Raw genomic sequence first — 12,349 nt, 5'->3', positions numbered from 1 at the left:
CGCGCGCCACGCAACGCGCTGCGGGCCCTCGCCGCAGGTCACGACCTCTTGCGGGCGATACGTTAACGATATATCGTGAGCGTATCGATGAAAGGAGCGTCATGAGAGACGCAACGAACACCCGCACCGACTGCGGAGAGCAGCACCCGCTGTACCACCACGCCCCGTTCGGAGCCGGCCCCGGCTTCGGTCCGGGATTCGGTCCCGGCTTCGGCCACCACGGCGGACCCGACCTGGACGGCCGCGGCCGCGGGCGGCGCCGCGGGATGCGCGCCCCACGGGGAGATGTCCGCGCGGCCGTGCTGCAGCTGCTCGGGGATGCGCCGATGCACGGCTACCAGCTGATGCAGCAGATCGCCGAGCGAAGCCAGGGCGCCTGGCGGCCGAGCCCCGGCACCATCTACCCCGTCCTCGCCCAGCTCGAAGACGAGGGCCTGGTCGAGATCACCCGCGACCAGGGCCGCAAGATGGCCACGCTGACCGACGACGGCCGGGCCTACGTGCTCGAGCGCGCCGAGGAGCTCGGTGACCCGTTCGCCGCGCTCGACGCGGAGGCCGGCACGCGGATCGACCTGCGCGAGCCCGTCGCCGAGCTCATCAGCGCGACCCGCCAGATCGCTCGCTCGGGAACCGCCGGGCAGCTCGAGGCAGCGCGCACCGTGCTCCGCGACGCGCGCCGCTCGCTCTACCTGATCCTGGCGAACGACGAGCCCGAACCCACCGACGACGACGGCGACCTGGCCGCGGACGGCGCGTAACGGCGTCGACGGTCGGGCAGGTGGCCGTCGGTCAGCTGAGAGGCCGTGACACGCGCGTCTCGACGCGGGTCTTGAGGGCCCGGTTGAAGGCGGCGTACCCGCTGTCGTTGTGGTTGTTCGCGAAGAATCGCTCGAACGGCTTGGTGAGCACCCCCGAGAAGGTCTCGGTGTTGTGCACGCGGGTGCCGCCGTCGTCGGTGCGGACGAGCGTGAAGTTGTGCTCGCCGAGGAAGAATCGCTCGGAGCCGAACTTTTCCGACCACTGCAGCTCCCGGTCAGGCGTCGCGGCGGTGATCGTTGGCCGGAACGCCATGCCAGGCATGCGGATCTTCAGCCTGTCGCCGAGCTCCGGGATCCCGTCGATGCGGGAGAAGTTGCTCCACTCGCCGTAGGACGAGAAGTCGGCGAGGACCGCCCAGACCTGCTCGGGGGTCGCGTCGATGTCGATCGTGGTCGCCAGAACGATGCTCATCACATGTCCGCTCGTTGGTGGTCGTTGATCCCGCCTTGGATGGCTACTCTGCATCCCCCAATGGCTATAGTCAATAGCCGATCGTGCACGCTTGCCCCCGGCCGAGATCCGCGGGGGCTCGCTGGACTCCGGTTTACTCGGGAGCCCCACGGCTATTGACACTAGCCAAGCAGGGGGGTTGCCTTAGCCCATGCACTCAGCAGAGTTTCGTCGTCGGGTCCGTGCCGTGACTGGGGTGATGCACCGTGCCTAGGGTGGGTCTGACCCGCGAGCGGGTAGCGGAGGAGGCCGCCGTGATGGCCGACGAGATCGGCCTCGGCAACCTCACCCTCGTCGCCCTGGCCGGCCGCCTGGGCGTGCGGCAGCCCTCGCTCTACAAGCACATCGACTCGATGGCCGGCCTGCACCGCGACATCGCTGTGCACGCGAAGCGAGACCTGGGCGAGGTGCTCGCGCGAGCCTCGGTCGGCCGCTCGGGGGCCGACGCCATCGCCTCGATGTCCGATGCCTACCGGTACTGGGCGCTGAAGCACCCGGCCCGGTACGAGGCGTCCAACCTGATGCCCGCACCCGGCGACGTCGAGGACGAAGCAGTCTCGCTCGCGGCGATCCAGGTGATCGCCGACGTCCTGACCGCCTACCACCTCGAGGGCGACGACGCGGTCGACGCGATCCGCGCCTTCCGCTCCACCCTGCACGGGTTCGTCTCGTACGAGACCGCGGGAGCGTTCGCCTGGAGCGCCGACATCAACCGAAGCTTCGAACGCCTCGTCCACGGATTCACCGTCGCCCTCGCCCACTGGGTCGACACCGCCACCCCGCATCCCGCCGGCTAGACCAACCACCACCACGAAGGAGAGCACCATGGACAACGCCAGCACGAGCACCAGCACGATGAGCCCCGCCCGGGAAGCCGCAACGAATCTCGTCTCGCAATGGATGGCGCTCTGGAACGGCGACTACGCGATCGCGGAGAAGATCATCTCGGAGCACAACCGCGTGCATGCGGCGATGCTCGACGGCGGGGACGGCAGCGCCGTCGGCGGGGTCTCCGGCATGGTGGGCTTCGTCACCCAGGGGCGCTCCCTGGCGTCCGACCTGACCTTCTCGGTCGAGGTCGGGCCGATCGTCGAGGGCGACTACGTGGTGGTCCGGTGGGTGGCGACCGGTCACTACGAGGGCGGGATGCCCGGTGCCGGGGCGCCGGCGGGCACCGCCGTCACCTTCCACGGCACCGACATCCTGCGCGTCGCCGACGCCCAGATCGTGGAGTACTGGCTCAACGGCGACACCCTGGACCTCATGACCCAGCTCCAGGTAGGCGCCCCCTAACCCGCCCGCCCCCGCCCGCCCGCCCGCCCGCCCGCCCCCCGCCTGCGGGTTTTCAGGGGAATCGGAGCGGAATCCGCACCAGATCCTCTGAAAATCGGGCGCGAGTCAGGTCGCCGGGTCCCCCGGATGGGGGACCCGGCGGTCCCGCGTCGGCGTGACGTTTCGGCGGGCCGGTGTTCCTAGGTTCGAGGTGTCAGCACAAACCTCGACGCAAGGATTGGCGCACCATGTGGAAGACCGCCCCGCTACTGATCGCCACGCTGGCGACGGCCGCCCTGCTCGCCTCCTGCACCGCCGCGGGCGAGAGCTCAAAGCCCAGCGGCTCCCCGACCGAGGCGGTGATGACGACGCCGCGAGACACGCTCGAGTCTCTCGAACCGTGCCGCGACCTACCTGAGCTGCCCACAGCCAGGTGCGGGTCGGTAACGGTGCCGCTCGACCGTCACGACCCCGACTCAGCGACCACGACGGTTGCCTTCGCGCTGGTCCCGCGCACCGACGCGTCCACGCCGGGCCTGGGGACGATTGTGCCCAACCCCGGCGGCCCTGGAACCTCCGCCATCGACGCGACCGGCGCCTTGTTCGCCGAGGCCCTGGCCCCGCTGATGGACCGGCGCGACGTGCTGCTCGTCGACCCACGCGGGGTGGGTCGGTCCGACGCCCTCACGTGCGGCGCAGTGGAGGGTGCGGAGCTGGTCTTCGGTTCGGTGCAGGACCAGCGCACCGCCGTCGGTGAGTGCGGGCGCCAGCTTGGCGATCGCGTCGACGACTACGGGACGACGGCGGTCGCCGATGACATCGAGTCGGTGCGTCTCGAGCTCGGAATCGACAAGCTCGACCTGCTCGGCATCTCGTACGGCACCTACCTCATGCCGGTCTACGCCGAGCGCCACCCTGACCATGTGCGGACGATCACCATGGCCGGCGCCTACTCGGTCAATGACGATCCGACCGGTGCGGTGGGTGCGGCCGCCTTCCGACGTGCCGTGACGCTGGCCTGCGCGAGCGCCGGGACTTGCTCGGGCGAGACCGTGCTGGCAGACCTCGCCACCCTGGCCGAGCAGCTGCGTGCGCGCCCTGACGCGGTTCAGGTGACCTATGACGGGACCACTCACGACGTCGTCGTGGACGAGTGGCAGCTGGCCTCGGTGGCGGGGCGAGTCTTCTCCAACGTTCCTGATCCCGACGGACTGACGGCACTCGCCGAGTCCGCGGCCGCGGCCAAGAGCGGCGACCTGGAGCCGCTGCGCGCGTTCGTGGCGGCCAGTCTCACCGCGACCGCCGACATCGCCTCGGCCGGCCCCGACGTCGTGTCGGTCGCCCAGAGCTGGGCGACGATCTGCCACGACTATCCCCGGTCCTTCGACTACGCCGATTCCGTCGAGGCCCGAAAGCAGGCGCACGCCGTCGCCCAGGCCGAGCTCGATGACAACGACTTTGCACCATTCAGCGCCTCGGCGTGGACCACCCGGGCCGACTACGACAACGGGGGCTGCCTGGAGTGGCCGAACGACCCGACCGCTCAGGCACCGTTCGCCAAGGGTGCTCAGCTGCCCGATGTTCCCGTGCTCGTCCTCAGCGGCGACCTCGACGCGAACACCCCGAGCGCCTCGGGACGCGAAGCTGCCGCCCAGTTCCCGAACGCGACCTTCGTCGAGATTCCCGGAGCCGGGCACACCCCAGCCGTGACCGCCGAGGGTGGCGAGAAGATCCTGACGTTCATCGCCGAGGGAGAGTCCTGACCGAGAGCTTGTGCGCCACCCCGGACCCGGGTCACCCGGATCCGGGGTGGCACGCTGAGCGCGATCGAGGCAAGTAGCCCGCTGAGAGAAAGAGGTGCGCGCATGTGGCTGCAGAGCCCGGACGAGAACCGCGAGCTCAGGCGGCAGTCCCTGCTGATCGCCGGCCTGTGCGCCGTCAGCGACATGATCCTGCTCGGGCTCGCCCTCTCCGCAGGCGACGCGACCGACGCCCTGTCGTCCCCCCTGACCTGGATTGCGGTCGGGGTGGTCCTGCTCGCGGACCTCGCCCTGGCCCTGCCTGCACGGACTGCCGGGGGCGTTGCGGTGCTCCATGGCGTCGTCCGGTGCGCCAGCGCCGCCCTGCTCTGGCAGGCGACCGGGATTCAGGACATCGGCACGGGCAACTCGACCGGCCTCGCTGTGGCCGGGTACCGAGCGGGCGCGTGGACCGCCGGTCGCCGGTCGTGGGTGGCGCTCAGCGCCCTGGCACTGGGGATGACCGGCGCGCAGCTGATCCAGGACGGCGAGATCACCCTCGGGGCGGTCTTCACCACGGTCACGAACACGGTGCTCCCGTGGTTGATCGGCCGGCACACCACCGGCCGCGCGGGCTACATCGAACAGGTAGAACGGGCCGCCGCGGACCACCAACGCGAGACCGAGGAGCGGACGATGAAGGCGCTGGTGACCGAGCGCGGCGCAATCGCGCGCGACCTGCACGACACGATCTCGCACCACGTCAGCGCGATCGGCATCCACGCGGCCGCCGGGCGACTGGCCCTGGCCGCGCCCGACCCCGCGGTCGATACCGGGGCGCCCGCCAGTCCCCGCCGACCGCGAGAGGCCGCGACCCGGGCCCTGCACCAGGTCGAGACGTCGAGCCAGGCGGCCATGACCGACCTACGTCGGATGCTCGACCTCCTGGCGGGTGAGAGCTCCGACGGCGTGCGTCAGCCCGGCCTGGCCGAGCTCGGCGCCTTGGTCGACGGCAGCCGGCGCGCCGGGCTCGACGTGGCACTCGACGTTCAGGGCCTGCGCCCGTCCGAGCTGCCGCAGTCGCTCCAGCTCTCCGCCTACCGGATCATCCAGGAGATCCTGACGAACGCCCTGCGGCACGGGGACGGAGACCTAGCGCTGTCCATCCAGCGCAGGGACGGGATGCTGTCGATCCGCGCCGTCAACGCGATCTCCGTCAGCGCCACCTCCACGGCGGGATCGGGGCACGGTCTTGACGGGATCCGGCGACGCGCAGAGGTGTTCGGTGGGAACTGCTCCATCGGGCCCGACCTCCGTGCGCGAACATGGCAGACCCACGTCGAGCTTCCGTTGGAGACCTCATGACCATCCGCGTCGTCCTGGCCGACGACCATGACCTTTTCCGCAGCGGCTTGCGGGCCGCCGTCGACACCCAGGCTGACCTTGAGTGCGTGGCCGACGTCGGCGATGGTCGAGCGGCGATCGACGCCGTGGTGAGGTTGCAGCCGGACGTGGCGGTCCTCGACATCAGGATGCCGCTGATGGATGGCCTGGAGGCTGCGGAGACGCTCCTGGCGGACGGCGCCGCTACGAGGATCATCCTGCTGACGACGTACGACGACGAGTCGCACCTCTACCGGGCGCTGCAGGCGGGAGTGAGCGGCTTCTGCCTGAAGGGGATGCCCGCGGAGGAAGTGCTGGGCGCGATCCGGATCGCCGCCCGCGGCGACGCGCTCATCGATCCGTCCGTCACCCGCCGCCTGGCGCGCCGCTTCGCCGCGGGCCTCGACGTGTCGAACCGGCGGGGTTCGACCAGCACCGCGCCGCCCCGGCTCGAGACCCTCACGGCCCGTGAGCACGAGGTGCTCCTGCAGATGGGCCAAGGGCTCTCCAACGCGGAGATCGCCCGAGCCTGCTTCATCGGCGAGGAGACCGTGAAGACGCACGTCTCGAGGGTCCTGGCCAAGCTGAACCTTCGCGACCGGGTGCAGGCCGTCGTCCTGGTCCACGAACACGGCCTAAACGCCGACACCCGCTAACCCACCCCCTCCGCCCCCACCCCCACCCCGTCCCCCTCCCCCGCCCGGTTTTCAGAGGAATCGGAGCGAAATCCGCACCAGTTTCTCTGAAAACCGGGCGCGAACGATGCTCCACCGCTTCTGGGGCGACAGTCGTGACGACGAACTACGACGTCGGCGCCAGCGCTGGTCTGTTCGGCGGCACCGCCGGGATGCTCGCGTCCGTCGTCGTCTTCGTCGTCAGCGCACGATCGGGCGCTGACGAGACTCCCGTGGGAAAGCGCGCCGCGAGGTAGCTGCCGGTACCGTCGCGTCCGTGACGAACCGACACGACAACGTGATCGCCGCGGCCGAGCGGATGATTCGTCCGCACCGTGTCGGCGACCGCCTCTTCGCGGATGTCGGCGCCACGCTCGTCAGCGCGGCGGGGAATCAGTACTCCGGGGTCTGCATCGACACCGGCTCCGGCACGGGATTCTGCGCCGAGCACAGCGCGATCGCCGCGATGGTGACCGCCGGGGAGTACCAGATCACCACGATCGTCGCGGTGTGGCGCAGCGAGACGGGTGACCTTCACGTCCTGCCGCCCTGCGGACGATGCCGTGAGTTCATCCGCCAGATCGACCCGGCGAACCTCGACACCGAGATCGTCCTGGGACGGCACCGATCTGCGCCCTTGCGCGACCTCCTGCCCGAACATGAGTGGCCGGAAGCGCTCGATCCCCCGCGCCGCTCCGCCGACACAGTGACCCCCGCCGACCCGGGTGCCACAGTCGGGCTCGTTTGAGTGTCAGGCCGACGGAACGGCCTCGACGACGACACTGCCTCGCTACGTCGACGGCTGCGCAACGTCTATTGGATCGGTGGCGGCAGTGGTGCCGGCAAGTCGACCGTTGCCCGTCGCGTCGCGGCTCGCTATGAATTGCGTCTGTATGTGACTGATGACGTGATGTCTGAGCATGCTGACCGGAGCAAGCCCGAAGACGCCCCATTCCTGAGCGCGTTCCACGCGATGGACATGGACGAGCGGTGGCTGCATCGATCACCCCGGACGATGTTTGAAACGTTCCACTGGTTTCGAGGCGAGGGTTTCGGGGAGCTCATCGACGACCTGCTGCGCAAGCCAGCAGGGCCGCCGGTGATCGCCGAAGGATTCCGCCTGCTGCCGCACCTGGTGAAGCCCCTTCTCGACTCGATCAACCACGCGGTGTGGCTGCTCCCGACGCAGGACTTTCGTCGGGCCGCCTTCTCGAGTAGGGGCTCATCGTTGGAGATCGCCGGGAAGACCAGCGATCCGGCCAGGGCACTGGAGAACTTGCTCGAGCGTGACCGGATGTTCACCGACCGCCTTCGCGAGGAAGCCACCGGCCTCGGGCTGCGCGTCGTGGAGGTCGACACCACGATGACCGAGGAAGACCTCATCGAAAGGGTTGTGCACGCACTCGGGCTCTGAGCCGGGCTCGCGCCGACTGTGTCAGCGTCGAAGGTGATCGAGCCAGTTGACCAGCAGGGGGATCGTCGCGACGTCACGGACAGTCAACCTGGCAGCGACGACCCCGAGTGCCGCGCTTCCCACGGCGTACCCCGCGGCATCGACGGCCCGTGGCTCCGAGTACAGCAGCGTGAAGGCCATGACGATCAGCGCACCAGCGATGCCCGCCGTGATCGCGCCGACCCTCGTCGAGCCTGCCGACAACCGGAGCGCTAGCCAGACCGCGGCCGCCTCCGCGACTCCGGCCAACGCCAGGACCGGAACCAGCACGACGATCCAGAACGCATAGCTGAGCAGGAGCGAGTCGAGACCACCCACCCGGCTCCAGTCGGCGGTGGGCGCGAGCAGCACAGCGCCGAGGGTGAGCAGGGCGACCAGCAGCGTGTACCCCGTCACGGCTCGCACCGCCCAGCGCCACGCCAGCGCCAGCGCGGGCCGCCACCCGTGCGACTCGCTCATTCGAGCGTCGCGCGCCGGCCCGCGCTGGGGGATCTCAGCCGCGGGGAACACCGCGCTCGGAACTCGGGCGCGAACGCTCGCGCCGTCCCTTGCGGAAGGCGATCGCCATGCGCCGTGCCAACAGAATCAATAGGACGATCGCCGCAACGAACGACACGATCAGAAGCAGTTCCCCCGGCTTCAGGTCAAACACACTCGCTCCCATCCGCTCTCGTCCCACGTGGCGGGCGACGATGTCGCGAGCGTAGGTCAAGACAGACCCGGTTTTCAGGGGAAGCGGCGCGAAATCCGGACCGAAACCCCTGAAAACCGGGCGGGGGTCGGTCAGGGCACGGGCGCGTGGCGGAGCGCCAGGCCCTCGATGATCAGGTCGAGCGCGAAGGCGAACTCGGCGTCGTCGTCGCAGCCACCGAGTCCGCCGTCGTGGTCGGCCGCCAGCGCCAGCTCTGCGACGTTCGGCAACGTCTGCGCCCACCTGGCCGCTAGCGCGGCGCGAGCCGCGAGGTCCGGCCGCGGTTCGGCGGCGTCGTCGAAGAGGTCCTGGCTGAACCCGAGGATGCGGCTGCCGAGCACGTGCAGGGCGTGGTGCGCGAGCCCGACCGTCAGCCCGCCGCCGCGCAGGATGCCGAGGATCGCGTCGACGTACCCGATGATCGCGGGCGTCGCCTCGGTTCCCGCCGCGAGGACCTTCGCCGCCCACGGGTGGCGCAGCATCGTGGCGCGGGCGCCGAGGATCGTCCCGCGAAGCGCCTCGGCCCACCCGCCGACCCGCACCGGCTCGACCTGGCCGACCACCCGGTCGACCATCAGGGCAAGCAGGGCGCTCTTGTCAGCCACGTGGTGGTACACCGACATCGGGTCGACCCCGAGGTCGACGCCGAGCTTGCGCATGCTCAGACCCTCGAGCCCCTCCCGGTCGGCCAGCGCGATCGCGGCGTCGACGATGCGTTCTGGGCTCAGCGGCGCGGGCATGGGCCCAGTCTATTGACGTCTCTACGGCGTAGGGCCCAGGCTGATATCTCAGCCCTACACCGTAGAGGAGCCGACATGTCCGCCACGACCTCGTCCACCCCCACGCTGCCGCCGCGATGGATCATCCGCACCATCTGGCGCGCGCATCGCCTGCTCTACCGCGTCACGGCCGGCCGCCTCGGCCTGTCGCGCCCGACCGCCGCCAGGGCCGGGTTCCTGCGCCTGCGCACAGTGGGGCGCACCTCCGGCCGCGAGCGCGCCGTCATCGTCTGCTACGTCGAGGACGGCGCCCGCCTCGTCACGCTCGCCATGAACGGATGGGGAGCGGGCGCCCCCGCCTGGTGGCTCAACCTGCAGGCGGCTCCGGACGCCGAGGTCGACCTTCGCGACGGCGCACGCCGCGTGCACGCGACCGCCGCGACCGGCGCCGAGCGCGACCGCCTCTGGACGCTCCTGGACGCGGTCCAGGGCTGGGGCGACGACCTCGACGCGATGGCGGCACTGCGCCCGGACCAGACCACGGTCGTGGTGCTCGAGCCGCGCGTCGACCCGCGCGACTCCTGATCGAGCGGGGCCGTCGATATCCCGCGCGCCCCCTAGCCTGGGGGAGCAAAGCCGCACCCGCGAGGAGAGGAACGTCGATGAGGATCCGGTTCTGGAACCCGCCTGCCGACGGACCGCTGCACGTGCTCGATGGCGCGGGAGTCCGCGGCGCCGCGAGCGCGCTGACGCGGACCACCTTCCGCGAGGGCTACGAGATCGCGGCTGTCGACGCCTTCCTCGAGCGGGCCGGCATCGCGGTCGACGCGCACCGCCGCGCGGCGCCGTCGTCGCTGACCGCCGACGACGTGCGCGCCGTCAGGTTCCGAGCGACGAAGTTCCGGGAGGGGTACGACCAGGACATGGTCGACGACCTGCTCGACCAGGTCGCCGCGAGCCTGCGGGCCTGACCGGGCAGGAGGCGGAACTCAGGCGGTCAGCAGGCTCTCCACGAACGCGTCGACCGCGGCGCCGATTCGCTCGCTCTCGGCGCCGAACGGGACGATGGCCCGGGTCGCCTCCATGAATCGCTCAATCGGCTCCGCGGGCGCGGCGATAAGTGCTTCGCCGGCGACGCCGCGGAACGTCATCAGGAGGTAGTCGGGGTCCTCGTCCCGCCAGATGCGCACGTCGCCCCGGCCGGCCGGCGCCGCCTGCGTGGCCACGAGCCCCTGCGCGAAAAGATCACGCGCGAGCAACCACGTGGAGGGGGGACCGTCGCCCTGGCTGAACCGCGCGTTGAGCGCGTAGGGGTCGGCCGCGTGATAGCCAAGCTCGACGAAGACGTCTTCCGTCAGGGAGTCGGACAGCACAAGGTGGGTCGTGATTGCTGTCGTCACGTCGTACGGAACTGGCAACATGAGGGCCCTCCTAACGGGTGATAGAACGTTAAGGGACGAAAGTCCCACGTGGCCAATTCCGTCGGAGAATTCACCCGTACAGCCGTTGCGCAAGGCATTGAATTTTCCTTATTCCGACATAGTGGACCAATGGACATAGTGGACCGGAGCAGGTTCGACGCCGTCGTCGTCGGCGGCGGTCACAACGGGCTCACCGCGGCGGCGTACCTCGCGCGGGCCGGTCGCAGCGTCCTGGTCCTCGAGCGCGCGAACCACCTTGGCGGCGCCACCGATTCGCGCCGCGTGTTCCGGGGCGTCGATGCCCGGCTGTCCCGCTACTCCTACCTGGTTTCGCTCCTGCCGCGGACGGTCCGGGACGAGCTCGGCCTCACTCTCGAGCTGCGACGTCGGAGGATCTCGTCGTACACCCCGCTGCCCGCGGACCCGACGCGCGGCCTGCTCGTAGACACCGGCGATGGGGGCGCCACGCGGCGCTCGTTCGCGGCGGTAGGCGCCGCGGCCGACGACGGCGCCTGGCTGGCCTTCGGGGCCCGGATGCGGGCGCTCGCGCAGGCGGTCTTCCCGACCATGACGGGGCCGGTCCCGACGTCGGCCCAGGCGCGGGCGCTCGTCGGCGAGCAGTGGTGGGCGGACCTGCACGCCCCGCTCGGCGGCCTGATCGAGCGCACGTTCACCCACGACCTGGTCCGCGGCGTGGTCCTGACCGACGCGCTCATCGGGACGTTCGCCGCCGCGCACGAGACGACCCTCGCGCAGAACCGCTGCTTCCTCTACCACGTGATCGGGGGCGGCACGGGCGACTGGGACGTCCCGGTCGGCGGCATGGGCGCCGTCGTCGCGGCACTCGCCGGGGCGGCGCGCGCGGGTGGCGCCGAGGTCCTGACTCGCGCACGCGTGCGGGCCATCGTCCCTGGGCCCGGCGGTGCCGACGTCAGCTGGACCGACGACGACGGTCGCGACCACGCGGTGGCGGCGGCCCATGTGCTCGCCGGTGTCGCCCCGCGCATCCTCGACGGCCTGCTCGGGCGAGAGCCCGCGGACGACGGGCCGCAGGGAAGCCAGCTCAAGGTCAACATGGTCCTGCGCCGGCTGCCCCGGCTCCGGGACCCGGGCGTGGACCCGGCGACGGCGTTCGCCGGCACGTTCCACGTGAACGAGTCATACGAGCAGCTGGCCGTCGCGCACGCGGAGGCGGCCGCGGGCCGGATTCCGTCGCTGCCCCCCGCGGAGCTCTACTGCCACACGCTCACGGACCCGTCGATCCTCGGCGCAGACCTGCGCGCGACGGGCCACCAGACGCTCACGCTCTTCGGCTTGCACATGCCCGCGGGCCTCTTCCGCGCGGACCCCGAGGGCGCCCGGGCGGCGGCGCTCGCGGCCACGCTGCGCTCCCTTGACGCGGTGCTCGCCGAGCCGATCGAGGACTGCCTCGCGCTCGACGGCGACGGGCGCCCGTGCCTCGAGGTGCGCTCGCCCGTCGACCTCGAGGCCGACGTCGCGTTGCCCGGCGGCCACATCTTCCACCGCGACCTGCAGTGGCCGTGGCTCGAGGCCGACGACGCCGGCACTCCCGCGGGGCGGTGGGGCGTCGGAACCGGCCACGACCGTGTCCTGCTCTGCGGCGCGGGTGCGCGCCGGGGCGGCGGCGTGAGCGGGATCCCCGGCCGGTCCGCCGCCATGGCGGTGCTCGCGGGCGGGTCGACCGGATAGCGGCCGCGAGGCCCCGGT

16 protein-coding genes and 1 pseudogene are annotated in these 12,349 nt (G+C 70.9%); 12 read left to right on the top strand and 5 right to left on the bottom strand.

Annotated features, from left to right (window positions below; translation table 11 throughout):
- Positions 1 to 101: 101 nt before the first annotated feature.
- Positions 102 to 758 (top strand): PadR family transcriptional regulator, encoded by a 657-nt coding sequence (locus J4E96_RS05910; protein WP_227424843.1) that lies wholly within the window; start codon positions 102 to 104, stop codon positions 756 to 758.
- Between the two features lie 31 nt (positions 759 to 789).
- Here the strand turns inward: J4E96_RS05910 and J4E96_RS05905 are convergent, their stop codons facing one another.
- On the bottom strand, positions 790 to 1,230 hold the full coding sequence (locus tag J4E96_RS05905) for an SRPBCC domain-containing protein (protein ID WP_227424842.1): 441 nt from the start codon (positions 1,228 to 1,230) through the stop codon (positions 790 to 792).
- A 254-nt stretch (positions 1,231 to 1,484) separates the two neighbouring features.
- Here J4E96_RS05905 and J4E96_RS05900 point away from each other — a divergent pair, with 254 nt between their 5' ends.
- The 8 genes from J4E96_RS05900 (at position 1,485) to J4E96_RS05865 (ending at position 7,751) form a co-directional block, all read left to right on the top strand.
- Positions 1,485 to 2,066: a TetR/AcrR family transcriptional regulator gene (locus J4E96_RS05900; protein ID WP_227424841.1), complete on the top strand. Its 582-nt coding sequence runs from the start codon at positions 1,485 to 1,487 to the stop codon at positions 2,064 to 2,066.
- 28 nt (positions 2,067 to 2,094) lie between these two features.
- Entirely contained in the window at positions 2,095 to 2,562 is a 468-nt protein-coding gene (locus J4E96_RS05895) for an ester cyclase (protein ID WP_227424840.1), read from the top strand.
- A 227-nt stretch (positions 2,563 to 2,789) separates the two neighbouring features.
- On the top strand, positions 2,790 to 4,304 hold the full coding sequence (locus J4E96_RS05890) for an alpha/beta hydrolase (protein ID WP_227424839.1): 1,515 nt from the start codon (positions 2,790 to 2,792) through the stop codon (positions 4,302 to 4,304).
- A gap of 102 nt (positions 4,305 to 4,406) precedes the next feature.
- Positions 4,407 to 5,645: a sensor histidine kinase gene (locus J4E96_RS05885; protein WP_227424838.1), complete on the top strand. Its 1,239-nt coding sequence runs from the start codon at positions 4,407 to 4,409 to the stop codon at positions 5,643 to 5,645.
- A complete protein-coding gene (locus J4E96_RS05880; RefSeq protein ID WP_227424837.1) occupies positions 5,642 to 6,319 on the top strand; it encodes a response regulator in 678 nt (225 codons plus the stop codon). The genes J4E96_RS05885 and J4E96_RS05880 overlap by 4 nt, the downstream gene beginning before the upstream one ends.
- Before the next feature lie 134 nt (positions 6,320 to 6,453).
- The gene (locus tag J4E96_RS05875) at positions 6,454 to 6,594 is read left to right on the top strand and encodes a hypothetical protein (RefSeq protein WP_227424836.1); all 141 of its coding nucleotides are present in this window, start codon (positions 6,454 to 6,456) and stop codon (positions 6,592 to 6,594) included.
- A 41-nt stretch (positions 6,595 to 6,635) separates the two neighbouring features.
- Positions 6,636 to 7,085: a cytidine deaminase family protein gene (locus J4E96_RS05870; RefSeq protein ID WP_227424835.1), complete on the top strand. Its 450-nt coding sequence runs from the start codon at positions 6,636 to 6,638 to the stop codon at positions 7,083 to 7,085.
- A complete protein-coding gene (locus J4E96_RS05865) occupies positions 7,086 to 7,751 on the top strand; it encodes a hypothetical protein (RefSeq protein ID WP_227424834.1) in 666 nt (221 codons plus the stop codon).
- A gap of 21 nt (positions 7,752 to 7,772) precedes the next feature.
- Here J4E96_RS05865 and J4E96_RS05860 read toward each other — a convergent pair whose 3' ends face one another.
- From J4E96_RS05860 to J4E96_RS05850, 3 genes are all read right to left on the bottom strand, one after another.
- Entirely contained in the window at positions 7,773 to 8,249 is a 477-nt protein-coding gene (locus J4E96_RS05860) for a hypothetical protein (RefSeq protein WP_227424833.1), read from the bottom strand.
- Positions 8,250 to 8,283: 34 nt separating this feature from the next.
- Positions 8,284 to 8,442 (bottom strand): hypothetical protein, encoded by a 159-nt coding sequence (locus J4E96_RS05855; protein WP_227424832.1) that lies wholly within the window; start codon positions 8,440 to 8,442, stop codon positions 8,284 to 8,286.
- A gap of 131 nt (positions 8,443 to 8,573) precedes the next feature.
- Complete coding sequence (locus J4E96_RS05850; protein ID WP_227424831.1) at positions 8,574 to 9,221, bottom strand: TetR/AcrR family transcriptional regulator; 648 nt, start codon at positions 9,219 to 9,221, stop codon at positions 8,574 to 8,576.
- Between the two features lie 75 nt (positions 9,222 to 9,296).
- Between J4E96_RS05850 and J4E96_RS05845 the strand changes: the two genes are divergently transcribed.
- Positions 9,297 to 9,785 carry a nitroreductase/quinone reductase family protein gene (locus tag J4E96_RS05845; RefSeq protein ID WP_227424830.1) on the top strand — a complete coding sequence of 163 codons (489 nt, stop codon included), beginning with the start codon at positions 9,297 to 9,299 and terminating at the stop codon, positions 9,783 to 9,785.
- 230 nt (positions 9,786 to 10,015) lie between these two features.
- Positions 10,016 to 10,165, top strand: a pseudogene (locus J4E96_RS05840) (DivIVA domain-containing protein); the annotation flags it as partial.
- Positions 10,166 to 10,189: 24 nt separating this feature from the next.
- Here J4E96_RS05840 and J4E96_RS05835 read toward each other — a convergent pair.
- Positions 10,190 to 10,621, bottom strand: a complete 432-nt coding sequence (locus tag J4E96_RS05835; protein WP_227424829.1) for an SsgA family sporulation/cell division regulator — start codon at positions 10,619 to 10,621, stop codon at positions 10,190 to 10,192.
- Between the two features lie 129 nt (positions 10,622 to 10,750).
- On the opposite strand from J4E96_RS05835, the gene J4E96_RS05830 reads away from it, so the two are divergent.
- On the top strand, positions 10,751 to 12,331 hold the full coding sequence (locus J4E96_RS05830; protein ID WP_227424828.1) for a phytoene desaturase family protein: 1,581 nt from the start codon (positions 10,751 to 10,753) through the stop codon (positions 12,329 to 12,331).
- The last annotated feature ends 18 nt before the right edge of the window (positions 12,332 to 12,349 follow it).

The sequence above is a fragment of the Pengzhenrongella sicca genome (genome assembly GCF_017569225.1).
In the GTDB taxonomy this organism is placed as follows: Bacteria; Actinomycetota; Actinomycetes; order Actinomycetales; family Cellulomonadaceae; genus Pengzhenrongella; species Pengzhenrongella sicca.
Note: the sequence above shows the minus strand (reverse complement) of the source record. Positions and strands in the feature narration are given on the sequence as shown.